The organism is Ureibacillus sinduriensis BLB-1 = JCM 15800 (assembly GCF_000772955.1).
Lineage (GTDB): Bacteria > Bacillota > Bacilli > Bacillales_A > Planococcaceae > Ureibacillus > Ureibacillus sinduriensis.
Window position 1 is genome coordinate 13640 of sequence record NZ_JPVO01000041.1, and the last position, 24272, is coordinate 37911.

The window sequence follows — 24272 nt, forward strand, 5'->3', positions numbered from 1 at the left end:
TCTTCAACTCCGTTCTATCTTTCACTGCTTGTCCATATAAATTATGTTAGTCGCATAGAAAACATTCGATTCATTTGCTATATGTAGTTCCTTTAACACACCCTTTTAAACTAAGAAACGAAATTGACTAACCTTCCGAGTATTTGCGCCATATATTAGCTCGATATTTACTTTTACGGTTAACCGATTTTTAGGAGGCGAATTAAATGGAGGATTTCAATCCCCAAATGATGCAAGTGAGATTTATTCTACCCGCAAGTCCTATCGACCCTTTAATGGGAAGAAAATATACACTGACACATTCAGATGGAACCGGTCAACTTTTTCTCGATATTGGAATTGATTTTAATTATGAGGCTATCAATGGGGAATTGCGTGATGAAATCATTGCACAATGGCAAAATGATTGGGAATATCGATTAATGGGTAAAGTCTACGTAGACAATGGAGAGTATACAGAGGAAGAAGCACACAAGCGATACAATCAATTTAAAAAACACATGAATGGCGCACTGCAAGGCATCGTTTTTGGAGACCGATTATTTTTATCAAACTACCCGCTGCTCCTTGATGCACCAATCTACATCCTCTTTGAGTCTACCTATCCACAATTTAGGGAAATCTATAATTATGGCACCCCACAACATTATTTGAATCAATTTCAGTTTGAAATTTAATTCATTTACTAGTTTGATAAGCTGAACCCCATCCATTTCCATTGATTTTCCAGTTTATTCAGATTAAAATTTTCACTAAGGAAACATTTAATATGAAAGTTTGTAAAGGGGATAGAGCCATTGATGGACTTAATTTTAGAGCTTGATCCACTCCTTCAAGTAATAATTGCCACACTATTTACTTGGGGAATGACGGCATTAGGTGCTGCTCTAGTATTTACAACCAAGACCTTCAATCAAAAGTTTTTGGATAGTATGCTCGGCTTTGCTGGTGGTGTAATGATTGCCGCAAGCTTTTGGTCTCTATTAGCCCCCGCTTTGGAGATGGCTGAAGGCGGAAGTCTGCCAGCTTGGCTTCCAGTAGCAGTTGGATTTTTGCTGGGGGGAGAATTCATTTACTTGATTGATAAACTGCTCCCCCACCTCCATCCCAACGCACCACTCAATAGTGCAGAAGGAATTCGTCCAAAAAAACGAAAGAGAAGTACTTTGCTCGTTCTCGCGATTACATTGCATAACATCCCTGAAGGCTTGGCCATCGGTGTATCTTTTGGTGCCGTTGCCCTTGGCTCGCCTTCCGCTTCACTGGCAGGTGCCCTGGCTTTAGCCATCGGAATCGGGATCCAAAATATCCCTGAAGGTGCTGCTGTGTCGATGCCTTTGCTACGGGATGGACTCTCAAAGAAAAGAAGCTTTCTCTTTGGCCAGTTTTCAGGAATGGTTGAGCCCATTTCAGCAATAATCGGATTTCTGGCTGTGGCATATATTGAGCCGCTATTGCCCCTCGCTTTAGCTTTTGCAGCAGGTGCCATGATTTTTGTTGTGGCAGAAGAAGTAATTCCAAGTTCACAAGAAGAAGGAAATAAAGACCTTGCCGTCATGAGTTTAATGATCGGCTTTACTTTGATGATGATATTGGATGTTGCATTGGGCTAATACTTGGGGGTCGGCATCCCCAAGTATTATTGAGCTATGAGCGTTTTCAATCTATTACGAGCGACTTTCGCCCGTTTATGAGCGGTTTTTTCCTCTTTACGGGCGAATTACTCCTTTTCTTCCCAAAAAAAGACGCCTCCAATTCTGTTTGGAGACGCCCCTTGAATCAACTAACTATATTTCCTCTTCATCCATGATTTCATCGAAGGCAGCCGATACCTTATCGAATTCTTCATCACTTTCGACCGCGCTAAAATCGCCTTCACTATCCACTTTCAGGAAGAAAACATCGATATCTGCTTCCGTATCCTCCTGAATGTCGTCTACAAAACCGACTGCCACGTATTCCGTACCTTCGATATTGATGGAAGCTAGAACTTCAACTTCCATTTCCTCATCATTTTCATCAGTAATTGTAAATACTTCTCCTACTTCGTGTTTTTCCATGAGCGTAGTCTCCTTTTATTTCATGCTTTTAGTATCCGGAACTGGAATATAATTGAGAATCGCTTCCCTAAACCTATTATATCCTCAAGTTCCACAAAAAGTCCGATATGGGCGTTTTTGTGTTTCCGGCACTATGCAGTATTCCTCATACTCCGATGAATAATCATACGGATCAGCAAGCGCTGCCAGTAACCGTTCCAGCACACTTAAATCGCCATTTACGGCTGCATCCAATGCCTCTTCTACACGGTGATTCCGCGGTATAACAGATGGATTGCTATTTTTCATTAACTCCGTAGATTCTTCAATACTCTGTGTTTGCCTGCTGCGTCTTAGTTCCCACTTTTGGAGCCATTCCTCGAACCCATCTTTGCCTTGGAGCGGTGATTTTTCATGTTGACCGATTGTGAGTGCACTAAATGTATTTGTATAGTCTGCTTGATTTTTTTCCATCAAGTCGAGCAGCTCATCAGCCAGCTCTTTATCTTGATCTTCTTGGTCGAACAGACCCAGCTTTGCTCTCATTCCATCAAGCCAGTACTTCTCGAATTGGCCCATATACTGCGATATTTGACCTTGAGCAATTTCAATCGCTTTGTCCTCATCGTCGTCCAATAGAGGAACAAGCGACTCGGCAAAACGCGCTAGATTCCATAGCCCCATTTTTGGCTGGTTGCCATATGCGTAGCGACCCTTCGTATCAATTGAACTAAATACCGTTTCAGGATGATAGGTATCCATGAAAGCACATGGTCCAAAATCAATCGATTCCCCGCTAATGGCCATATTATCCGTATTCATGACACCATGAATAAAGCCTACGAGCTGCCATTTAGCAATCAATTCAGCTTGTTTCTTAATGACTTCTTGAAGCAAATACAAATATTGGTTATCGCTATTTGGAATATCTGTGTAGTGTCGGATGATTGTATAACTCGCCAAAGATTGAAGATCCTCAAAAGAACCCCAATTGGCGACATATTGGAATGTCCCGACACGAATATGGCTGGAAGCAACACGCGTCAAAATGGCACCTGGGAGATCCGTTTCGCGGATGATTTTCTCTCCTGTTGAAACAACAGCCAAACTTCGGGTAGTAGGAATCCCCAATCCATGCATCGCTTCACTAATAATATATTCCCTTAGCATTGGTCCGAGTGCTGCCCGACCATCTCCTCCGCGTGAGAAAGGCGTTCTTCCTGCCCCCTTCAGCTGGATATCGAATCGTTCGTTCTCTGGGGTCATCTGTTCTCCATATAAAAGGGCCCGCCCATCCCCAAGCATCGTGAAGTAACCAAATTGATGCCCTGCATAGGCTTGCGCCATTGGAAACGATCCCTCCGGTGCTTTATTGCCGGCCAGGATTTGTACTCCTTCTTCACTTTGCAGCTCATCGCTGCTTAAACCCAACTCTTTTGCGAGCATTTCATTGAATATCACGATTTTTGGGTCACTTACAGGATGAAGACCTACACTTGCATAGAGCGTATCCGAAAGCCTTGCATAACTATTATCAAAATTCCATCCAAATCCCATAGTATCCTCTTCTCTCTTTTATTGACTATTTTTAGCCTTGGTAGCTGTATTATACTGTTCACCAGAATTAAGTATCCTGTTAAAAAAACCTGTAATTATAAAGCATGCAATACAAGCAACAGTCGTGATAATACTTGCCAGAAGTAGGCCGAGCGATCTCATGAAAGTATCCTCTCCTGGATAATATGGCTCAATTCCAACATACATATATACAAATAGTATAGTTAATCCGAAATAAAAACTGCTGCCGATCAGTGCAAGTATGATTCGTTCCCCATTCGATCCCATCCATGCTTTATTAAAGCCAATCCAAACCCATATGCTCAGAACCACTGCCACGATCATCACGAGGAGATGGATATAAGGTATAAAAACAAGGGTCAATGCATATAGAATCCCAAGGCACCCAAAAAACAAAGCGGCATTTATTAAAAGTAACATAATTCCGGCCAAATAACTTTTTTGAAACCATTTTAACTTTTGCAGTTTTTTTTCAAGTGCATTATTTCCGTTAACGCGATCAGCTATTGGTTCACGCAAAAACAAGAGGAAAAGGAATCCTATGAGCGCGGCTGCGAAAAAGAAAGCAATCAATCATAAAACCTCCTTATATGGTAATTATAACGCACCCCCTCATTGGTAGTTTCAGCCAAACTATTCCCTCTTTTTATGGATTTACTTAAAAAGAGCGTATTTTCTTCATATAAAACGTTTACATAAATTAAATAATAATTTTATATTTTTTATATCACTTTTGTGATAAGATATTGCTCGATGTTAGAAAAAGACATTTCGACCAACTTTCATCGAAGTGAAGTTTTTCTATACAGATATCTCTAAAGAAAGAGGAAGATGAATGAGTGAAACACTTAAAAAACCTGCTGAAAAGCTAAGCTTGTTCCATTTAACATGGCCAATTTTTCTGGAAGTTTTCTTATTTATGTTAATGGGGCTGGCCGATACCTTTATGTTGAGCGCCGTCTCGGATGATGCGGTTTCAGGTGTCGGTACAGCCAATCAATATATACACATCGCGATTTTAATATTAGAAGTAGTTGGAAATGGTGCTGCAATTGTTGTCTCCCAGTATCTTGGCTCACGTCGATATTTTGAAGCCGCTAAAATTTCAGCATTAGCAGTTACTTTGAACCTATGCGTCGGACTTGCAATGTCGGTCGTTTTTATTTTGTCATCAAAGCATTTAATGAAGATGATGAATTTGCAAGGTGCAGTACTTGAGCATGCACAAAGCTATTTGATCATTGTAGGTGGAGGAATCTTCCTGCAGGCCATCATCAATTCATTAGCGGCAATCATCCGCGTGCACGGATGGACGAAGCAAACCATGTATGTTTCTTTAGGAATGAACATATTCCACGTTGCTGCGAATTACGTTTTAATTTTCGGTAATTTTGGTGCACCGGAGCTTGGTGTGCAAGGTGCAGCGATTTCTTCAGTAGTCAGTCGATTACTTGCCGTGTTCGTGTTCCTATGGCTACTTTATCAAGCCTTGGAGATAAAAATAAAATTCGAGTATTACATTACCTTTTCAAAGGATTATGTGAAAAAAATCTTATCCATCGGGATACCAAGTGCCCTAGAACAGATTTTGTACCAACTATGCCAAATTATTTTCTTGTACTATGTAACATATCTTGGCGCTGAAGCGCTGGCAGCAAGACAATATGCAAATAACATCTCTATGTTTACGTATTTGTTTGCTCTGGCCATCGGAATGGGGACTTCAATTATTACTGGCCGCTTGGTCGGTTCAGGGGAAAAGGAAGCAGCTTATAAGCAGCTATGGTTCAGTGTGAAGGCCGCACTTATCTTTACCGCTGTTATTGCAACTCTTGTAACAATATTCCGCGTTCCTTTAATGAGTCTATTTACTGACAATCCAGAAGTGATCAAGTTCGGTGCTTCAGTGTTGTTATTAAGTTTATTATTAGAAACTGGACGCACAATTAACATAACAATAATTAACTCGTTACGCGCTTCAGGTGATGCGAGATTCCCGGTGAAAATCGGATTCCTGTCGATGGTTTGCATGAGTGTACCTTTAGGCTATTTACTTGTCTTCGTTTTCGATTTAGGTTTAGTCGGGGTATGGCTTGCTATTGCAGCCGATGAATGGACTCGGGCAATTATCATGCTATTCAGATGGAAAAGTCGCAAATGGGAGCATCATGCATTAGTTTCACCATCCACGGACGACAAGGTTGAAATTGAGTTAAAAGAAACACCTGCACTCCCATAAGAGCAAATAAAAATGGATCTCCTATTGATGCGAGATCCATTTTTTTTAGTCTTTATTCGGCAATGTTTCACTTAATTTACAGTACTGTACGAATACATAGGCCAATTCCTGCAATCGCTCCTGGATTTCCTCATCTACAATCATATCGTTTTCATCGAAGTGGGATGAGTGCGTATAGACATAATTGGGTGTTACTAAGCAACGGAAATAATCCAGAATAGGTCTCAACTGATTTTCGACTACTAAATGATGTTGGTATGTACCACCATTGGCAACCATAGAGACCGGTTTATATCTCATTGCCTTGGGATTGATCATATCAAACGCATTTTTCAATACTCCAGGAATGGATGCTTGATAAATCGGCGTCGAGATAATATATCCGTCCGCTTCCTCGAATTTTCGAATCATTTTTTGCATATCTTCGTTTAGCGGGCTACCATCCAGAATTTGATGTTTTAAATCGGCAAAATATAAAATTTCTAGCTGTAAATCATTATTAATTTCCTTGATATATTGTTCAATTTGTCGCAAGATTGCGCCTGTTTTCTTTCCGAATACAGTGCCATCAACAAGTAATATTTTCATTATTGTGTTTCCTCCACCTTTTTATTTCCAACCGTTATTTTATCAGATGCGGCGGAAGTGGAATAGGGAACCGGTTTAGATTAATTAAAATTCAGTCTTTTGGCGGATTTTCGGTATTTGTCGCCCTCTCCATCGCCTTTTCCATCATTCGGGTTGGTGAGGACAGGCTTACGATGGTCGTTCCGGCGTCAAAGGAACGCTTTTTTGCAGTAGCCAAAAAAACTAAATTATTCTCACTATCCACGGCAAATAATGGGATTGTTTTATGTTCCTTGTCCCCAATAAAATCACCCAATGTGTATTGATCGGTTAGTTGGGTTTTCCGAATCATATAACCTTCTTCAATGAGGCGATCCAACGAGTGTATATCATATTCCCCGTCGCAAAGAATTTTACCGCCAATAGATTTGCTATAGCCTCCCGGATCCCCCGTATGTCTTGGTGTTTGAAAAATATGTTCCCGTCCCAATTCGGGCACAAAGTGTTGGCAAATCAATGCATTATAAGCATCATCTTCCGTTGCTGCTATCAACATTTCATACGGTGTCAAATCTACATGATATTCCGTATTTTCGCTTAGAATATCTCCAACTTCCGTCCTTAAGCCGAGTTGGCGTGCATGAAATAGAGATCCCCAAGAGCGATCGATCACCAACACCGGTTTATTAAAACTTTGCAAAGCCTCACCGAACACCGCACTAAATCGACTTCCCCCGACAATCATTACACCTGCTTCATCGGTTGCCCGAAGGTCCAGTTTCTTCGCTAGCCAGCTGATTGAAAACCCATGCGCCAATACCGTCGCAAAAACAAGCGCTAGCGTCAAGGCTGTAATGATATCTGCATCAGGAAAGCCTTCCTCTCTTAATACACTCGCAAAAAAACCGGAAACGGTAAGCGCGACAATTCCCCTAGGAGCAATCCATCCGATCAAAATGCGTTCCTGTATTGTCAAGCCTACACCAATTGTCGCAAGCCAGATTGAGATTGGCCGCACAATAAATAGCATCACCAAAACAAAGATGAGCATATTCCAGCTTAAAACATCCATCAATGTATCAACGGTTAGAGACGCAGTTAACATGATAAAGACCCCGGAAATTAAAAGAACCGATATATTTTCTTTAAAATGCAGTAAATCCTTTAGACTAGTTAAATGCATATTCGCCATAATAATCCCCATGGCAGTTACGGCGAGCAATCCTGTCTCATGCATAATCATATCGGTCAACACAAATACGAGAAGTACAGTCACCAAGACAATGGGTGATTTCAGGAATTCGGGGATATATCCATGTTCCAATAATTTACCTAGTAAAAAACCCGCCCCTGCCCCAATAATCGCGGAGAGGAAAGACGCACCAAAGAATAGTAGAAGTGAATGACCGGTGATTGATTCATTGGTCCATAACACCACTTGCAGGGCAAACAAGGCAACAAGGGCACCAAAAGGGTCTACTACTATTCCTTCCCATTTCAAAATTGTTGCAGGCCGTTCTTTTAGTTTTGCCTGACGCAATAGCGGCATAATAACGGTTGGACCCGTGACGATAAAAATCCCACCGATGATAAAGGCCACATCTAGCGAGATGCCCGCTAAGTAGTGGGCTGCAAAGGATCCAGCAATCCATGCTATAAATGAACCGACTGTAGATACACGGAAAATGGATTTGCGCGAATCTTTTATTTCTCGAATATCCAGACTTAGACTACCTTCAAATAAAATAATTGCTACAGCAAGCGAAATAACCGGATTAAAGATCTCCCCAAAACTTTCTTTCGGGTTCAATAATCCGAGAAAAGGGCCGACAATCAATCCTGCAAGCGACATAACGACAATCGCAGGAAGTCTAAATCGCCAGGCAAGCCATTGTGACAAAATTCCAAGTGCGATAATCGCAACGATTTGGAAGAGTATTGAATCAAGCATTGTACTACCCCTTTTTACAAGTGATGAAAGCGAATCCGTATAACTCAACCCATACAGCAAATATTAATCGTCAATTCTATTTTGATGATTTGTCGTTTTTAATGATTAATGAAAAAAAAGCCCTCCCACAAGTTTAGTATTTGCGGAGGACGTTCTTTCATTCCATATTCATTAGTTATTGTTTCGTTTCATCGTTCACTTGCAGCTCTTGAAGCTTCTCACGGTTAAATACCACTTCTTCATCGATTGGGGTCAACTCTTCTTCTTTAAATTTACCCCAATTAAAAATTTCCTCACTAGGAGCTAGTCCCTCTTCAGGCAATTCAGGCATCTTCATATTTGAAAGTTGTGCAGAATTATAAATCGTGACAGGTGATTTATCACCATATAATGCGATTGTTTTCATAGCCAATGCTAGCTGAGCGGCCTCAATAGAGCGATATTTTTTCATTGGTCCAATTAGTAAAGGGTTGAAAATTTTCAACACCCATTCCCCTATTTTTTCACCAAACCGAAATTCATTACGTTCCCCAACTAATAAAGATGGTCTTACGATGGATACTTGAGGCAGCTCCAAATCGATCAACTCTTTTTCAAGTTTCCCTTTCACTCGATTGTAATATACTCGCGACTTCTCATTTGCACCCATTGCCGAAATAAGGATGAAATGCATGATGCCACATTTTTTGGCTAGTGAGGCAATGTGCAGTGGATATTGTACATCCACTTTCTCAAACTCCTCGCGTGAACCTGCCTTTTTAATCGTCGTACCAAGGCAGCAATAAATTTCATGAGCAAATTCAATATCCTTCTCTTCTATTTGATCAAAAGAGCGTAATTTCACAGTTAGTTTTGGATGTTCAAATGTTGGTTGTTTTCGCGCAATGACAGTGACAGAAACATATTCTTTACTCTCACAGAGTAGTTTTACCAGGTTTGAACCGACCAAACCCGTACCGCCAACAACAATTGCTGAGCGCATTTCCATTTTTCTTTCACTTCCTATCATCTTTCTCTATGTTAGCGCATAAAATTGAAAATCTATGTTACCTCTTTGCAATGACTCTATTGTTAATTTTCACACATACTTTCAAATTTTTCACCATAATTTAATTAATAGTTGGGAAAGGATGGGATTATATGCAGAATGAACTAAGTGTCACTTCTTTAAAAAAGAAAATCGCCTTTATCGTTGAGCATAGTGCAATAAAAGGATATTATCCACTTGAACGCGCAGCAATATTAGCAAGGCTATTAAAAGAAGAAGAAAGTGTATATATTTTTTTAAAACAGGATGGACAAGAAGCTATTGAGATTTTCACTGACAAACAGCTTTCTCCTATTCTGTTCGATAATTATAATGAATTAAAAACGCAGATTCGTAATCTTGAGCCCGATTTAATCGTTCAGGATGGAAAAGATACATTGGTGGAACAAATTGAACAGCTGAGGCCTTTCTGTAAAGCGATTGTGCATTTTGATGATTTTGGTGAAGGTTCCATTCTAGCGGATTGCAATATCGTTGCGCTTTTCGAGGAAGTTAGGGAAAATACCGCCCAAAATATTATTTCCGGCAGCTTCGCCTTTGCTGTAAAGGAATCTCTTAAAACAATTGCGAATGAACGAGTTTCAAATGAACTATCAAATCCGCCACATATCGTTGTCGCCTATGAAGATGGCGATGAAAACAATCTAACCTACAGAACATTGCGCCACTTGACCCAGTTGCAAATTCCATTAAGCGTGACGGTGGCAATTGATCGGGAGTACAAGCATTCAATCGAGGATTTGCAGATGATGGTGCTGAGCCGCCGCAATACAAAAATATTGAAGGATGAACATGCTTTGGAAAAGCTTTTGCCCGAAGCCGATATTGTCATTTGCAATGCAAACTATACCCCATATAAAGTGGCAACAGTTGGTATTCCTTGCATTACAGCCGCACAAAATGAACGGGAGTTGAACAACGCTTTCCCTAGGGAGCATAATGGGTTTATTCATCTCGGCTTGGGCCGTAAAATGAAACAATCCAATATCCAAAATGCCGTAATGGAAATGCTGTTGCATGAAGCAAGACGCGAACGGGCTGTACGGAAGCAGTTTGAGCTTGAAATTCAAGATAATAACGACGTGATTAAGTCACTACTTCTAGATTTTGCATATGAACGCCATAACATGGTGTCATTGTAAATTTGCATTCACAGCATTTTGGACGAGTATCTTCGTTTAAAATGCTTTTCTTATGCAAGAAGGCTGATAGATTTTAGTAATGCCGGTTTTTCATTATTAATGAAAAACTACACCTTCCTATGATACAATGTCTTTAAGTTTTTGTACCGACAGAATAAGGAGCGTTGGAATTATGCCTACGAAATCAGAGCTTCAACAACAAATTGCAGAATTAAAAATGGATTATATCAATCTTCAAGGCGATATAGAAAAGCTTGAAAGTACAGGTCATGCTGATTCTGTTGCAAAAGCGGAAGAGCGCCTTTCCAACATGGAAAAACAACTTGCTGAACTGAACAAACAGCTCGCGGCGTTGTCGTAACCCGCGAGTTTTTTTATGGATATAGAGCTTCAGTTTTTTAGGTTGACCATCTATATAGCGCTAGATATAGAAATCGATTATTAAAGTTTATTGACAGATAAAGCAAGAAATCTACTATCGGAGGAATTTGGTATGGCAATATTAACAGTTGAAAATTTAGGTCATTCATTTGGTGATCGTACTCTTTTCAAAGATGTTTCATTCCGCCTCGTTGAAGGCGATCACATAGGATTGGTTGGAGCAAACGGCGTCGGAAAATCTACATTGATGGGTATTATTACTGGACAAACAATCCATGATACCGGCCGTGTGGAGTGGCTTCCCGGAACACATTACGGCTACTTGGACCAACATACGGTATTGAGTGCAGGGCGTACAATGCGCGAAGTGTTGCGTGATGCATTCCTTCCATTATATAAAAAAGAAGAAGAATTAAATGAAATTACTAATAAAATGGCTGAAGCAACTCCGGAGGAACTGGAAGAGTTGCTCGAGCAAATGGCCGATGTTCAGGATGCATTGGATGCGGGGGACTTTTATTCATTAGATATCAAAATCGAAGAGGTTGCCCGTGGTCTGGGACTGGATGCGATCGGATTGGAGCGTGATGTGGCGGCTCTTTCCGGTGGTCAGCGTACCAAGGTTTTGCTGGCAAAACTATTACTTGAAAAACCAAAAGTGCTGCTTCTTGATGAGCCGACAAACTATTTGGATGAAGAGCATGTTACTTGGTTGAAAAACTATCTTAAAAACTATCCACATGCTTTTTTATTAATTTCCCATGATACAGAGTTCATGAATGAAACAGTGGATGTCATTTTCCAACTAGAATTCTCCAAGCTGACACGCTATACAGCAACGTACGAGAAATTTCTGGAGCTTGCAGAAATTAATAAACGACAGCATATTGACGCATATGAAAAACAACAAGAATTCATTAAAAAGCAAGAGGACTTCATTGCAAAAAATAAAGCACGTTACTCGACAACAGGCCGTGCGAAATCCCGTGCAAAACAGCTTGACCGTCTGGAACGAATCGATCGTCCCGAAACAGCTGTGAAACCTGAATTCAGCTTTAAAGAGGCTCGCACACCAAGCCGTTATGTAGTAGAAGCCGAAAATCTTGTAATTGGGTACGATAAAGAAAAACCATTGCTTCCTCCCCTTACATTTATGATTGAACGTGGGGAAAAAATTGCACTTGTTGGAATGAATGGAGTTGGGAAATCAACTCTACTTAAAACAATGCTAGGAAAAGTAAGACCACTTGATGGAAGCGTAATACTTGGCGACTATTTGGTACCTTCCTACTTTGAACAAGAAGTAAAAGCAGATAAAATCACGCCGATTGACGATGTCTGGAATGCCTTCCCATCAATGGAACAGGCACAGGTCCGTGCGGCTTTAGCACGTGCAGGCCTGAAAACAGACCATATCACACGTCCTTTAAACTCATTGTCCGGGGGCGAACAAGCGAAAGTCCGCCTTTGCAAACTGATGATGGATGAAACAAACTGGTTAATCTTTGACGAACCAACAAACCACTTGGATGTCGATGCCAAAGCTGAGTTAAAGCGCGCCATGAAGGAATTTAAAGGAACAATTGTCTTAGTATCGCATGAACCTGAATTCTATGAAGGCTTGGCAACAAAAGTTTGGAACGTTCAAGACTGGTTTACAACCGGGAAAACAGATTTATAGGATTGATACGGATTAGAGCCGATTTTTGGCTCGGTCCGTTTTTTTGGTTTGCTTGAGGGTCTGGGGGTGTATATTGTTGGTCCGGATTGAAAGTTTCGATAAGTGTGAGATACATCCTACCCGCTCTAATTATTTAGTTTTCCATGAATTCATTTTCCTATCGGCAATCATTTCTTTCCTTAATAAACCGCATCCACCACCGTTGATTATATGGAAGTAAGCAAATAATCATCCCACTTTATGCAGCGGCATCACTTGGAATACAAGCATAATTTGACACTCACTTTCTATAATGCAATATAATCCTGCCTTTTCCCAATCTGCAACTTCCCTTCCCCGCCCCCCATCTCCTTTTTCATACTCTACTTTGGATACTAGCAAAATATTAAATTTAAGTTTCCAACATTGGAAGTTAGTCGAGGTAAATAATTCAAATTAGCATTTGTAATTAAAATATGCAATTATTTGAAACTTTTTTTCCGTAAAAACGTATATATTTATAGAAAAACGGTTATTAATTTAATGTAACAAGCCCACTTATAGGACGGAAATCGCTATTGACTTACAATTAACTTATTGGTAAGATATTAATATAAACAATATGACTTACTAGTAAAATTACGAAACTTTAAAATATATGAAAGCGAGGAGATTTTATGACAGTTACAATTTATACACAATCTAGCTGTTCCTCTTCACGAAAAGCTATTAAATGGTTAAAAGAAAATGAAATTAATTTCACTGAAAAACGCATAACATCACAACCTTTAACATTAGCAGAATTTAAAAATATTTTAAGAATGACTGAAGATGGTACAGACGAAATCATTGCAACTAACTCAAATGACTTCAAAAACTTAAATATCGATATTGAACAACTATCAATCCAAGATCTGTATAACTTGATTCAGCAATATCCACGTATGTTGCGCAGCCCAATATTACTGGACGAAAAACGCATCCAGGTCGGTTACAACGAAATGGATATTCGTCGATTCATTCCACGGAAAGTCCGTGCCTACGAGCTAAACGCCATGCAACAAATCGCTGCACAAGGATAATCATTGGCTAGCGAAAGCAAATTTCGTAAAAGTACAAGACCTGCGAAATGAATTTTGTAAGTGGAGCTGAACATTATGGATAACCAACGGCATGAAACCCTTTCCTCTCTCTTTGAAGTTGTCTCTTCATTAGAGCGTAAATGGGCAAATGAGTGGAACCAGCAAAATATTTTAGGATTTTCTAAATCTCATATATTACTCTTAGATTTATTGGCCAAAGAAGGTCCAAAACGTCCTTCCGCTATTGCTGAACGCTTAAAAGTGACGACGGGTGGCGTTACTGTTTTAACTTCAAAGTTAATTAATGGTGGCTTTATTGAGAAAACACAAAGCAATGCCGATCGTCGCGCTTCGCAAATCGCTATAACATCTGAAGGCGAAAGAATATTACAAGAATCCCGCGCCCAAGTGACGGCAATGGTAAACTCAATGTTTGGCATGCTCACAAATGAAGAAATTAAAACGTTACATACAATTTTTGAAAAATGTCTTGTGACTGGAAATGGGCAAAGTTAAAATAAGTAGCATCAAGTATTGGAAATATCATTAAAAAAAGAGTAAGATGCAACCATATGCATCTTACTTTTTTTGATGATAAGTTAAGCAGTTTTAAAAAGCTAGTGTATGGTTCAAAGCTTTTCCCACCCGAAATATTGATTATGTACCACAAATACCAATTATAAAAAATCAACGCTAAGATTACAAAAAAGGAAACTACCCAATAGGTAGCTCCCCTTCATTAGCTCGCCTTTAATTCTAATCTTCTTGTCACGATTGATAGGATATAATTTACAACAAAGTACATTAATGCTACTAGAATGAAGATTGGAACAATATAATTGATACTTTGTGCATTAAGCACTTGTGCGTTATGCATTAAATCTGGTAAAGCGATAACTGTCGCAAGTGATGTGTCTTTCAATAATGAAATAAATTGACTTACTATCGGTGGCACCATCTTTTTAATTCCTTGAGGGAGAACGATGTGCCATAGAGTTTGAATATACGATAATCCAGAAGATCGACCTGCTTCAATTTGTCCTTTCGGTACAGAATTCAATCCACTTCGTATAATTTCAGCTAACATGGCAGATTCAAAGACCGTTAATGCAATAATTGCAGATGCTTCAATGCTAAACTTAATTCCAATTTCGGGTAATGCGAAATAAACAAAGAATATGATCAACAGTAAAGGTAAGTTACGGATAACTTCAATCATACCGGCTACAATTTTAGAGACAACTGGTATATCCGCATAACGGAGAATTCCTAGTATACCTCCTATAATAAAACTCAATACAATTGAAATAGCTGCTACTTTTAGTGTAATCCAAAAACCATCTACTAAAAACATTAAATTGTCAGGGCTATATGCTCCGATAAAATCCATTCACCTAACCCCCTAATTACTCAGTGCAAGTCTTTTTTCTAAACGATTTACGCCCAGACTTAAAGGAAGCGTAATAATTAGGTAAAAGACAGCAACAAAAATATAAACATCAAAAGTTACGAAAGTTCTAGAAGAAATCAAATCTCCCTGATACATTAGTTCTCCTGCAGCCACAATTGTCAAAACTGATGAGTTTTTTACTAAATTGATAAATTGGTTTCCTAATGGCGGAATAACAATTTTAATCGCTTGAGGTAAAATGACATGCACCATTGCTTGAGTATAAGTGAGACCCGATGATCTCGCCGCTTCCATTTGTCCCTTTGGTACTGAGAGAATACCCGCACGGATTGCTTCTGCAATAAAAGCAGCGGTATATATCATTAATGCCAATGTCCCAGCAACAAAACCACTTAAACGGATTTCAAATACAGGTAGCCCTGTGAAAATAAAGAATAAAATAATTAATAAAGGTATATTCCGGATAAACTCAACGTAAATTGTCCCAATCCAATTTAATGGTTTGATAGGAGCAATTCGAAATATCGCTAAGATTGTTCCCAATATGAAACTCCCAATAAGCGCTAGGAAACTTACATACAAAGTATTTTTGAATCCTTCTAAAAACACATCAAAGTTTTCAGATAGGATAGTAAAATCAAGCATATTATCACTCCATTAAATAACCAAGATAGAAAAACTGTAAAACAATAATACTAAGAACTTACGAATTGAGATCATTCTCCAAATTAGCTTGGACTGTCTTTATAAACAAAACGGGCAGCTACCCTTTGTAGAGTATTTCTTGACTGCCCGTCAACTTACAAGTCTTTATTAAATTAGAAATTAAGCCATTTGCTATAAATTTCGTCATATTTGCCGTTTTCTTTTAATTCAGCAAGTGCATCGTTAACCGCTTGAACAAAATCGTCACTGCCTTTTTTCATAGCAATACCATATGGCTCATCCGTAAAGATATCGCCTACAAGCTCAAAATTACTATCTTCCGAAGCCATTCCGTATAGAATCGCATTATCTGTTGTTAAAGTATCCCCTTGACCAGCTTTTAAAGCCGTAAATGCTTCTGCATAGTTTTCAAATTCTAATACTTGTGCATCAGGAGCTTTTTCACGAATGTTGATTGCTGATGTAGAACCTTTAACAGCGATTACTTTTGTGTCCGCAGTAATATCATCAATGCTTTGAATATCGCTGCCTTTTTCAACCAATAGTGATTGTCCAGCCTCAAAGTATACATCCGAGAAATCAACTTCTTGTTTACGTTCTTCAGTAATTGTCATAGTAGCAATAATTGCATCAATTTCACCATTATTTAACATTGGAATACGAGTTTTCGATGTTACTTCTTTAAATTCCACTTTAGAAGCATCGCCTAAAATAATTTCAGTGATTGCTTTTGCCATATCAACGTCGAAACCTTCAATTTCTCCATTACTTGGATTTTTAAGACCAAATAATTTTGTATCGTTTTTTACACCCCAAACAATTTTATCATTTGCTTTAAGCGTTTCTAATGTTGACTTACCTTCCGAAGAAGAGGCATCGTCTCCTGAGTCCTCATCACTGCCACCACATGCCGCTAGAGCAAATACCGATAGAATTAGTAAAAACATGAAGGTGAAGAGTTTTTTGCTTTTGAACATTTTAATTCCCCCTATTTTCTATTTTTTAATGATTCAAAATTCGACTAAGGAATACGCGAGCGCGTTCATCTTTTGGCTCATTATAAAACTCAGTCGGATCTGTATCCTCAAGTATCTGACCCTTATCTATAAAGATAATACGATCTGCAACTTCTCTTGCGAATCCCATCTCATGAGTAACAACGACCATTGTCATCCCTTCACGAGCAAGTGCTTTCATAACATCTAGAACTTCTCCAATCATTTCTGGGTCCAATGCGGATGTAGGCTCATCAAACAACATAATCTCAGGATTCATCGCGAGACCTCTGGCAATTGCAACACGCTGTTGTTGTCCGCCCGAAAGTTGGCTTGGATAGGAGTTTGCCTTTTCAGGAATCCCCACCTTTTCCAAGTAATACATAGCCGTCTTTTTCGCTTCATCTTTTGATTTGTTAAGTACTTTCACAGGTGCTAACATTATGTTTTCCAAAACCGTTTTATTAGGATATAAGTTAAAATGCTGGAATACCATTCCCACATTCTTTCTAAATTCGTTTATATTTACTTTTTTATCGTTCACTACAACGCCATTTACTTCGAGATGGCCTTCCGTTATTGTTTCTAATCGGTTTATACAACGAAGCAGGGTACTCTTACCTGAACCAGAAGGACCGATAATAACAACTACTTCCCCTTTGTTAATTTCGAGATTAATATTATTTAAAACATGGAAATCTCCGTAATGCTTATGTACTTTTTCGAATTTAATCATTAATAAAACCCCTCACTATAAAAGTAATGCGATCACTTTTATGTATCATATAAAGCTATTAAATTACATATTCAAAGGTATTTTTAACACTTTTCAAGTATAGTAGCAATAATCTAAAAATCAGCTATTTTCTGAATAATACGATTATAAGTAATTTGTCGATTTAAATCATTGCCTTTTTGATATAGGTTTAATCTAATTTTGATATATATTGCATTTATAACAGGAAAATCAATGTATCTCAATACATACCAATACGTTACATTCCTAATAAATATGAGTAAAAAAAAGGAAATCTCCTATTAAGCAGGAAATTTCCTTTAGTTCTTTTTTCTTACGCCATCACAACATCCTTAAGAGATGAATCCGAAAGTAATATTTCTTTTAATCTAGCCTTCGCTCGAAATAGACGGGATTTTACCGTTCCAATTGATACCTTCATCAATGTTGAAATTTCGATTAAAGAATATTGATCAACATAGAAATACCATAATGTTTTTTGATAGATCGCATCCAGTTCATGCATTTTCTCCTGGACAATTTTCGTTACAACATCTTTTTCCACCTTTTCTTCAGTAGAAATGTCATTGCTGGGAACCAAATCTAGAATCGGTACGTCTAATGTTTCAGGTTGACTCATCATATACTTGCTTCTTCTGACATTCTTGCGATAGCGGTCGCGGAATGTATTCATTGTAATTGTTGTAAGCCAAGCTTTCACGTGATCAACCTTTTGTACCTGCTCTTCATTACGCACAACTTTCACCCATACTTCTTGCATCAAATCCTCGGCTTCTGCTGTGTTGCGAGTTAACTTTAAACATAAGTGATATATATAACGGTTATATTCTTCATAAATTCCATTTAAACAACTAATCATGTTTTATTTCCTCCAATATTCAATACCTTCTGTTTACATTTTCCCAAATAATTGCATTACACTCTATCGGATTTGCTTTCAATTACATTACATTCTTGTAATGTAGTAGTAACACAAAAATCGCTTCAATATTCAGAATTCTCCTAGATTTGTGTGTGTGCCTGGCACTCACACTATTCAGATTAGTTTGTGTGCCTGGCACGCATTCGGTATGCTATACTATTTCTACTATCTAAATAAATTTGAAATGAGGGTTTATGAATGAGTCAATCGCAAACTTTAGATGCTTATTTTACAGAAAATCGTGAGAAACACTTGGAGGAATTAAATGAATTTCTACGAATTCCAAGTATCAGTTCCCTTTCCGAACACAAACAAGATATCCAAACAGCGGCCGAATGGTTGGCGGAGAAACTGCGCATGTTAAATATCGAAAACGTATCGGTAGATCAAACTGCCGGTCATCCGGTTGTTTATGGGGAATGGCTGCATGCCGAAGACAAGCCGACTATATTATTCTATGGCCATTATGATGTTCAACCCGTCGATCCGCTTCATCTTTGGGAATCGGAACCTTTCAACCCTGTAATCCGCGACAATAAACTATTTGCTCGTGGTGCTTCTGATGATAAAGGACAGGTATTCATGCACTTAAAAATGATCGAAGCGTTATTCGCAACAGAAGGGACACTTCCTGTAAACGTGAAATTCATTTACGAAGGTGAAGAAGAAATCGGTAGTCCGAACCTGCCTGCCTACGTGGAAGAAAACAAAACTAAACTTTCTGCAGACTTGATTTTAATCTCCGATACTGGTCTTTATGCTCCTGGAAAACCTGCTGTTTGTTACGGTTTACGTGGTCTTACCGGGGTTCAAATCGATGTGCGTGGGGCAAAAGGCGACCTTCACTCTGGCCTTTATGGCGGCGGTGTTCAAAATGCAATCCATGCATTGGCAGATATTCTGGCATCGTTCCGTGATGAACATGGAACAATACAGGTGGAAGGTTTTTATGATAAAGTGCTTCCATTATCCGACGAAGAGCGTCAAGCTTATCGGGAACTAAACTTTGATGAAGAAGCATTGAAACAAGAAATCGGCGTAAATGAACTATTCGGTGAAGAAGGATACTCCTATTTAGAACAAACATGGGCTCGTCCTACGTTAGAGATTAACGGCGTTTTTGGCGGTTTCTCCGGAGAAGGAATCAAAACCGTACTTCCCGCTGAAGCTGGTGCAAAAATTACTTGCCGCTTAGTGCCTGACCAAGACCCAAATGAAATCGTCGAGCTGCTCAGAGCACATATTGAGAAGCATAAACCAAAAGGTGTGGAGGTAGTTATATCCGAGTTCGATAAAGGCGCTCCCTTCTTAACACCATTCGATCACCCATTAATCCAAGCAGCTGGACGTTCTTATGAACGCGTCTATAATGTCCCGACAGCATTTACACGTGGCGGCGGTTCCATTCCTATAGTCGCGGCATTTGATGAAATTTTAGCTCTACCTGTTGTCCTGATGGGGTTCGGTTTAAACAGCGAAAACTTCCATGCCCCGAACGAACACTTCCACTTGGAAAACTTCGATAAAGGTTTGCGCGTTTTGGGTGATTATTTACACGAAGTATCAAATCTCGAATTTTAATCACTTATATCAACCTAAAAGTTCTTTTTCCGAACTTTTAGGTTTTTTTATATTCAATCCCCCTCTTAACTACTCCAGAAAAATTGCAACTCTGTCTTCCTCATCTCAATCAAGCATTGTGAGTAATAATCATCATATTGAAAATACCCTAATCTTCGTTAAGAATATTTCATTTATGTAACAAAAAGGAAATTCCTAAATATTTATAGAATTCCATTAATATATACATTTATAAGCATATTTCTAGCAACATGCTATCTTTCTTGAACAGGAGTGTGATTTGTATGGAAAATAAAAGAAGTCTTGTAATTCTAATGCAACCAGTTGTTGGCCTTTTACTAGTATTGATTGGGATTTATACGTTCGCCGTGGGAAGCCCGAACTTACTGCCATGGGCGTATATGTTGATGGGACCCCTCTTTTTTGGAATGGGGCAATATGAATTGAAAAGTCAAAACAAGAAAAACTATAGTATTTTCTATTACTCATTAGCAACTGTTTCTCTTCTATTCGGTGTTTACTCATTTAGTGCATTCTAATCCAGTTAAAATATTGTGCAATAGCCGATGCGTAACGTCATCGGCTTTTTATATTTTTATAGTAAATACCCTAACATCGGAATTTTAAACTACACAAATTCCGGTTATATATAAATAGTAACAGAAAAAACACCGTGCACTAATGCACGGCGCTTTTGGACTGACCCTTTTAAAAAGCATTTTATATATAAACATAGGGGAGGTTATATATCTTGTCGAACAAGCTTTTATGAGGTTCTTATGAGCTTTACTTACCACTTTTACTAAAAGGAGCAATTTCTCATAGAGAGGCTGTCAAAGGTTGACCTCCTATGATATTTTTATCTTATCATCTCAAGCATTGGTTGGATATCGCTCATCCTTACATGTCACATTTTCATCACATTTCCGTTCACATTTCTGAAATATTTTGTTGTATAACACAATCTACTCAAACATTTTAACCATCTCCCTAGTCAAATTATTTAAAGAAAAATCCTTTATTAAAAGGGTTCGTTAAAATGAGACTATTACATTTGCATTCTTTTCTGATATGCAACAGAGTTATCCCGTTAGGATTGTTAATAATTACACGCCTACGCTTAAATTTTAAATAACTACCCCATTTCTTTATCCATTAATAATAGAAAAGGCATCCCATCTATTGATGGGACACCTTAGTCGATATTACTGGAAGATCATGCCGACACTGGAATAGATAATTACTGTTGCAAATACTGCCATCATATAGATTAACGAGTAACCAAACATTTTATTTGCCCACTTTTTCTCATCCATTTGTCGATAGCCAACAATACTGATCCAAAGCCATATTCCGCCCAGAATGAGTGAGACAAGCGTCAGCCCCCAACTTAAAGGAACGAACAAGAAGCTTGTCAGCATCATGATGACTAAATAAATATTCGTTTGCAAGTATGTTCGTCGCATACTCTTTATAACAGGTAACATTGGAATATTTGCCGCAGCATAGTCATCTTTTTTACGTATCGCAATCGCATAGAAATGCGGCATTTGCCAGATCACCATGATAATAAACAACGCCCACGCCGCGGGATACCAAATATTCGGCGCTACCGTTGCCCAACCGATTAGCGGGGGCATTGCACCTGAAATACTACCTACTTCTGTATTCCAAATTGTTCTTCGTTTTGACCACATCGTGTAAGGGACAACATAGAAGAATACGCCAAGGAATCCAAGAAAAGCAGCTAGCCAGGTTGTTAAAGAGAGAACTGCCAACCCCGCAATCAACAGGATAATACCGACAATCAGTACTGTTCGAGCACTTAATTCCCCTGTTACTGTAGGTCTGGATTTCGTACGTTGCATAATTGCATCAATATCGCGGTCATACAAGTTATTAAAAATTCCCGAAGCTCCGATAATAAAAGCAGAACCTACAAAGGCAAAAATGATATGCGGTATATGTTCTATAAAATTTAATTTGTACGTATATAATGCGAGCATAAGTGCGGCAATCATAGGAATTAAATTCGACTTAATTATTCCTGTCTTAACCGCCTTAGCCCAGAGATCAAGATAGTTTTGCATAGTATGTCTTTCCTCTCATTTTTAGGCAACCATTCGCGGAAGCACTATATTCTATCATACCATTCTGTTATAGCTTTCAACAATCACATCGCTTATTTTAATATGAATATTCATTGACAATTAAATCGAAATCCCAAACTTTACCTTATTTACAAGCATCTAATAAGCTATCGACACTAAACACATAACAAAAAGGGGCGGGACAAAATCCAAAAACACCATTTTCGATGGAAAATGGTGTTTTTAGTGTGCCTTGATTACCGTTACGAAGGCGCGCATCCAATGGCACGGCTCGAGCCTGTTGTCTCCCCCTTGTCTCGTCCCCCAGGAGTCGCCCTCCACTCCAATCAATCCACAGAGTATGATATTAATAATAAATATGATTCCATTGTCCCTATTGTATTCCGCTTTTTTTCAGCCGATTTACTTTTTTCTCCACTTGTCTATTGTCTATATATGAACATGCTATCTTCAACAATGGCAATACTAACAAAAAGACGAATAGCAACCTGAAAATCTGAAACACAGTTACTGTCGAAACATCAGCTCCAATAGCGGTCGCAAGTAAGCTCATTTGATCCAGTCCACCTGCTGCTGTGCTTAAAAAGCTTGTCGATAAAGAATAATCCAGGAAGCGAATTAATAGAAGGCCTTGTCCGAAAGTGATGGCAATTAAAAACATTGCACTTCCTATCCCCAATAATATTATTTTCTTTCCCAGTTTAATCATATTTGGTTTTAATAATAGGCCGATATATGCACCCATTAGTAATTGAGCTATATGTAGTACGACTCCCGGTACATGAGGTGTATCAAACGAAAATGAAGTGAGCGCCATAATTAATAATATTGGCGTTAAAAAGTATGGAACTGGCAATTTAATCTTTTTCCCGATCCATACTGTCGCCCCAGCCACTAACAATAAAACTATCAACGGCAACAAATCTCTGCCCAGGACACCATCCGTATTCCCAGGGAGCACGGCATGCCCTGACAATACAAACGGAATGACCATCACAATACTAACTACTCTTACAACGTGAAAATATGTAACGACAGCCAAATCAATATCTTTTTCTTCCTCAGCGAACACGACAATCTGCCCCAAGCCACCCGGGACAGTACAAGTTAATGCGGTCTTAAGGGAAATGCCACCCCATTTTTGCACTCCAAGCGCCATTACTATACTAATAATAACTAGAGCGATATTGATCAAGAACATAAAAAGGACTAACCAACCCATTCCTGAAAAAACATTTAACTGAAACGTTTGACCAATGGATACACCGATGACAATTAACCCTATATTCCGTAGCTGGATTGGCCAATATAATTCAAGCTTGATGAAAAATTGACTAATCAACACAGCAAACAAAGATCCTAGCATCCACGGAACCGGCAAACCAAGCATATCAAACAATAGGGCTCCAATAACGCTTATGATTGCAACTAAGCTAATTGATTTTATATGCATAAGTTACCTCTTTTCTATTTCGTGTTCCTAAATAGATTACCATATTATATGTTTTAGTGAGAACTGTGTTTATGTTTATATGTCTCAGTACCCGTATTGATGCAAATGCAAAAACCGGTTTCTAAATCGAAACCGGTTTTTTCGTAGAAGGATGAATCAGTTGTGCTCTGACCACTCTTAGAATACGCAAAGTAATGGACATTATACTCTGCTATTGTGGAACCCTCTCATTCTGACTTGATCCCCCAAGTAAATAGTGCGTAATCCAACATTCCTATCGAGTGTAATTCAATAGCCAACCAACACCAAACTGATCCACTAAATTCGCATGTAAAGCTCCCCAATTGGTGTCTTGGAGTTCTACAGTCACACTTCCGGAGACACTTAAATCATTATATACCCTAGTAATCTCATCTTCACTTTCACATTCTAGACTTACTCGTACATTATCCCCTTTCGTCGTTCCCCCAAAATGATCCGAAAAATGAATAGTACTATTGCCTATAACAAGTTCTGCATGTAAACACTTGCCATCGTCCGTTTGTTGAACATTGCGAATTTCGCCATTAAATATATTCCGGTAATATTCTATTATTTCTAGACAGTTCTCTACAAAAATGTATGGACTTGCACTTCTCAAACTTATTCCTCCATTCCTCATTTTCCTGGGATTTTACCACCCGATTAGT

24 protein-coding genes are annotated in these 24272 nt (G+C 38.7%); 10 read left to right on the forward strand and 14 right to left on the reverse strand.

Going from position 1 to position 24272, the window contains the following annotated elements; translation table 11 throughout:
* Positions 1-206 precede the first annotated feature (206 nt).
* Entirely contained in the window at positions 207-677 is a 471-nt protein-coding gene (locus CD33_RS03610; RefSeq protein ID WP_036198360.1) for a staygreen family protein, read from the forward strand.
* A gap of 123 nt (positions 678-800) precedes the next feature.
* Complete coding sequence (locus tag CD33_RS03615; protein WP_258516529.1) at positions 801-1613, forward strand: ZIP family metal transporter; 813 nt, start codon at positions 801-803, stop codon at positions 1611-1613.
* Between the two features lie 174 nt (positions 1614-1787).
* On the opposite strand, the gene CD33_RS03620 is transcribed toward CD33_RS03615, so the two are convergent.
* The 3 genes from CD33_RS03620 to CD33_RS03630 all read right to left on the reverse strand — a co-directional run bounded on the left by CD33_RS03620 (position 1788) and on the right by CD33_RS03630 (position 4190).
* Complete coding sequence (locus tag CD33_RS03620) at positions 1788-2060, reverse strand: DUF1292 domain-containing protein (RefSeq protein WP_036198364.1); 273 nt, start codon at positions 2058-2060, stop codon at positions 1788-1790.
* 84 nt (positions 2061-2144) lie between these two features.
* Positions 2145-3596, reverse strand: a complete 1452-nt coding sequence (locus CD33_RS03625) for a protein adenylyltransferase SelO (protein WP_036198366.1) — start codon at positions 3594-3596, stop codon at positions 2145-2147.
* A gap of 18 nt (positions 3597-3614) precedes the next feature.
* Positions 3615-4190 (reverse strand): hypothetical protein, encoded by a 576-nt coding sequence (locus CD33_RS03630; RefSeq protein ID WP_052129969.1) that lies wholly within the window; start codon positions 4188-4190, stop codon positions 3615-3617.
* A gap of 262 nt (positions 4191-4452) precedes the next feature.
* Between CD33_RS03630 and CD33_RS03635 the strand changes: the two genes are divergently transcribed.
* A complete protein-coding gene (locus CD33_RS03635) occupies positions 4453-5856 on the forward strand; it encodes an MATE family efflux transporter (RefSeq protein ID WP_036198367.1) in 1404 nt (467 codons plus the stop codon).
* Positions 5857-5901: 45 nt separating this feature from the next.
* Here the strand turns inward: CD33_RS03635 and CD33_RS03640 are convergent, their stop codons facing one another.
* From CD33_RS03640 to CD33_RS03650, 3 genes are all read right to left on the reverse strand, one after another.
* A complete protein-coding gene (locus CD33_RS03640) occupies positions 5902-6444 on the reverse strand; it encodes an NADPH-dependent FMN reductase (RefSeq protein ID WP_036198369.1) in 543 nt (180 codons plus the stop codon).
* A gap of 91 nt (positions 6445-6535) precedes the next feature.
* Positions 6536-8374 carry a cation:proton antiporter gene (locus tag CD33_RS03645; protein ID WP_036198371.1) on the reverse strand — a complete coding sequence of 613 codons (1839 nt, stop codon included), beginning with the start codon at positions 8372-8374 and terminating at the stop codon, positions 6536-6538.
* 175 nt (positions 8375-8549) lie between these two features.
* Positions 8550-9362: an NAD-dependent epimerase/dehydratase family protein gene (locus CD33_RS03650; protein ID WP_036198373.1), complete on the reverse strand. Its 813-nt coding sequence runs from the start codon at positions 9360-9362 to the stop codon at positions 8550-8552.
* A gap of 152 nt (positions 9363-9514) precedes the next feature.
* Here CD33_RS03650 and CD33_RS03655 point away from each other — a divergent pair, with 152 nt between their 5' ends.
* The 5 genes from CD33_RS03655 to CD33_RS03675 all read left to right on the forward strand — a co-directional run bounded on the left by CD33_RS03655 (position 9515) and on the right by CD33_RS03675 (position 14203).
* Positions 9515-10564: a PseG/SpsG family protein gene (locus CD33_RS03655; protein ID WP_036198374.1), complete on the forward strand. Its 1050-nt coding sequence runs from the start codon at positions 9515-9517 to the stop codon at positions 10562-10564.
* Between the two features lie 172 nt (positions 10565-10736).
* Positions 10737-10925, forward strand: coding sequence for an SE1832 family protein (locus CD33_RS03660; RefSeq protein WP_036198376.1), 189 nt, complete (start codon positions 10737-10739; stop codon positions 10923-10925).
* A gap of 132 nt (positions 10926-11057) precedes the next feature.
* Complete coding sequence (locus tag CD33_RS03665) at positions 11058-12626, forward strand: ABC-F family ATP-binding cassette domain-containing protein (RefSeq protein WP_036198378.1); 1569 nt, start codon at positions 11058-11060, stop codon at positions 12624-12626.
* A 656-nt stretch (positions 12627-13282) separates the two neighbouring features.
* The gene (gene spx / locus CD33_RS03670; protein ID WP_036198380.1) at positions 13283-13687 is read left to right on the forward strand and encodes a transcriptional regulator Spx; all 405 of its coding nucleotides are present in this window, start codon (positions 13283-13285) and stop codon (positions 13685-13687) included.
* Positions 13688-13762: 75 nt separating this feature from the next.
* Positions 13763-14203: a MarR family winged helix-turn-helix transcriptional regulator gene (locus CD33_RS03675; RefSeq protein ID WP_036198382.1), complete on the forward strand. Its 441-nt coding sequence runs from the start codon at positions 13763-13765 to the stop codon at positions 14201-14203.
* A gap of 223 nt (positions 14204-14426) precedes the next feature.
* Here the strand turns inward: CD33_RS03675 and CD33_RS03680 are convergent, their stop codons facing one another.
* The 5 genes from CD33_RS03680 to CD33_RS03700 form a co-directional block, all read right to left on the reverse strand.
* Complete coding sequence (locus tag CD33_RS03680) at positions 14427-15077, reverse strand: amino acid ABC transporter permease (RefSeq protein ID WP_036198384.1); 651 nt, start codon at positions 15075-15077, stop codon at positions 14427-14429.
* Positions 15078-15089: 12 nt separating this feature from the next.
* Positions 15090-15743 (reverse strand): amino acid ABC transporter permease, encoded by a 654-nt coding sequence (locus tag CD33_RS03685; protein WP_036198386.1) that lies wholly within the window; start codon positions 15741-15743, stop codon positions 15090-15092.
* 173 nt (positions 15744-15916) lie between these two features.
* Positions 15917-16741, reverse strand: coding sequence for a transporter substrate-binding domain-containing protein (locus CD33_RS03690; protein WP_036198388.1), 825 nt, complete (start codon positions 16739-16741; stop codon positions 15917-15919).
* Between the two features lie 25 nt (positions 16742-16766).
* Positions 16767-17495 carry an amino acid ABC transporter ATP-binding protein gene (locus CD33_RS03695; protein WP_036198390.1) on the reverse strand — a complete coding sequence of 243 codons (729 nt, stop codon included), beginning with the start codon at positions 17493-17495 and terminating at the stop codon, positions 16767-16769.
* Between the two features lie 334 nt (positions 17496-17829).
* Positions 17830-18375, reverse strand: coding sequence for an RNA polymerase sigma factor (locus CD33_RS03700; RefSeq protein WP_036198392.1), 546 nt, complete (start codon positions 18373-18375; stop codon positions 17830-17832).
* 261 nt (positions 18376-18636) lie between these two features.
* Here CD33_RS03700 and CD33_RS03705 point away from each other — a divergent pair, with 261 nt between their 5' ends.
* Together CD33_RS03705 and CD33_RS03710 are read left to right on the forward strand one after the other, a co-directional pair.
* Entirely contained in the window at positions 18637-20019 is a 1383-nt protein-coding gene (locus CD33_RS03705) for a dipeptidase (RefSeq protein WP_036198394.1), read from the forward strand.
* 284 nt (positions 20020-20303) lie between these two features.
* Complete coding sequence (locus CD33_RS03710) at positions 20304-20558, forward strand: hypothetical protein (protein ID WP_036198396.1); 255 nt, start codon at positions 20304-20306, stop codon at positions 20556-20558.
* 666 nt (positions 20559-21224) lie between these two features.
* On the opposite strand, the gene cyoE is transcribed toward CD33_RS03710, so the two are convergent.
* The 3 genes from cyoE to CD33_RS03725 all read right to left on the reverse strand — a co-directional run bounded on the left by cyoE (position 21225) and on the right by CD33_RS03725 (position 24223).
* The gene (gene cyoE, locus CD33_RS03715; RefSeq protein ID WP_036198397.1) at positions 21225-22109 is read right to left on the reverse strand and encodes a heme o synthase; all 885 of its coding nucleotides are present in this window, start codon (positions 22107-22109) and stop codon (positions 21225-21227) included.
* A 394-nt stretch (positions 22110-22503) separates the two neighbouring features.
* A complete protein-coding gene (locus tag CD33_RS03720) occupies positions 22504-23583 on the reverse strand; it encodes an AbrB family transcriptional regulator (protein WP_052129971.1) in 1080 nt (359 codons plus the stop codon).
* Between the two features lie 274 nt (positions 23584-23857).
* Positions 23858-24223, reverse strand: a complete 366-nt coding sequence (locus CD33_RS03725) for a VOC family protein (RefSeq protein ID WP_036198400.1) — start codon at positions 24221-24223, stop codon at positions 23858-23860.
* Positions 24224-24272 lie beyond the last annotated feature (49 nt).

Bases quoted from the DNA above. Each gene is read 5' to 3' on its own strand.
- CD33_RS03655 (WP_036198374.1), top strand. From the start codon at position 9,515: ATGCAGAATGAACTAAGTGTCACTTCTTTAAAAAAGAAAATCGCCTTT.
- CD33_RS03625 (WP_036198366.1), bottom strand. From the start codon at position 3,596: ATGGGATTTGGATGGAATTTTGATAATAGTTATGCAAGGCTTTCGGAT.
- CD33_RS03645 (WP_036198371.1), bottom strand. From the start codon at position 8,374: ATGCTTGATTCAATACTCTTCCAAATCGTTGCGATTATCGCACTTGGA.
- CD33_RS03705 (WP_036198394.1), top strand. From the start codon at position 18,637: ATGAGTCAATCGCAAACTTTAGATGCTTATTTTACAGAAAATCGTGAG.
- CD33_RS03665 (WP_036198378.1), top strand. From the start codon at position 11,058: ATGGCAATATTAACAGTTGAAAATTTAGGTCATTCATTTGGTGATCGT.
- CD33_RS03720 (WP_052129971.1), bottom strand. From the start codon at position 23,583: ATGCATATAAAATCAATTAGCTTAGTTGCAATCATAAGCGTTATTGGA.
- CD33_RS03650 (WP_036198373.1), bottom strand. From the start codon at position 9,362: ATGGAAATGCGCTCAGCAATTGTTGTTGGCGGTACGGGTTTGGTCGGT.
- CD33_RS03640 (WP_036198369.1), bottom strand. From the start codon at position 6,444: ATGAAAATATTACTTGTTGATGGCACTGTATTCGGAAAGAAAACAGGC.
- CD33_RS03700 (WP_036198392.1), bottom strand. From the start codon at position 18,375: ATGATTAGTTGTTTAAATGGAATTTATGAAGAATATAACCGTTATATA.
- CD33_RS03710 (WP_036198396.1), top strand. From the start codon at position 20,304: ATGGAAAATAAAAGAAGTCTTGTAATTCTAATGCAACCAGTTGTTGGC.
- CD33_RS03610 (WP_036198360.1), top strand. From the start codon at position 207: ATGGAGGATTTCAATCCCCAAATGATGCAAGTGAGATTTATTCTACCC.
- CD33_RS03615 (WP_258516529.1), top strand. From the start codon at position 801: ATGGACTTAATTTTAGAGCTTGATCCACTCCTTCAAGTAATAATTGCC.
- CD33_RS03620 (WP_036198364.1), bottom strand. From the start codon at position 2,060: ATGGAAAAACACGAAGTAGGAGAAGTATTTACAATTACTGATGAAAAT.
- CD33_RS03685 (WP_036198386.1), bottom strand. From the start codon at position 15,743: ATGCTTGATTTTACTATCCTATCTGAAAACTTTGATGTGTTTTTAGAA.
- CD33_RS03680 (WP_036198384.1), bottom strand. From the start codon at position 15,077: ATGGATTTTATCGGAGCATATAGCCCTGACAATTTAATGTTTTTAGTA.
- CD33_RS03690 (WP_036198388.1), bottom strand. From the start codon at position 16,741: ATGTTCAAAAGCAAAAAACTCTTCACCTTCATGTTTTTACTAATTCTA.
- spx (WP_036198380.1), top strand. From the start codon at position 13,283: ATGACAGTTACAATTTATACACAATCTAGCTGTTCCTCTTCACGAAAA.
- CD33_RS03660 (WP_036198376.1), top strand. From the start codon at position 10,737: ATGCCTACGAAATCAGAGCTTCAACAACAAATTGCAGAATTAAAAATG.
- CD33_RS03695 (WP_036198390.1), bottom strand. From the start codon at position 17,495: ATGATTAAATTCGAAAAAGTACATAAGCATTACGGAGATTTCCATGTT.
- CD33_RS03635 (WP_036198367.1), top strand. From the start codon at position 4,453: ATGAGTGAAACACTTAAAAAACCTGCTGAAAAGCTAAGCTTGTTCCAT.
- cyoE (WP_036198397.1), bottom strand. From the start codon at position 22,109: ATGCAAAACTATCTTGATCTCTGGGCTAAGGCGGTTAAGACAGGAATA.
- CD33_RS03675 (WP_036198382.1), top strand. From the start codon at position 13,763: ATGGATAACCAACGGCATGAAACCCTTTCCTCTCTCTTTGAAGTTGTC.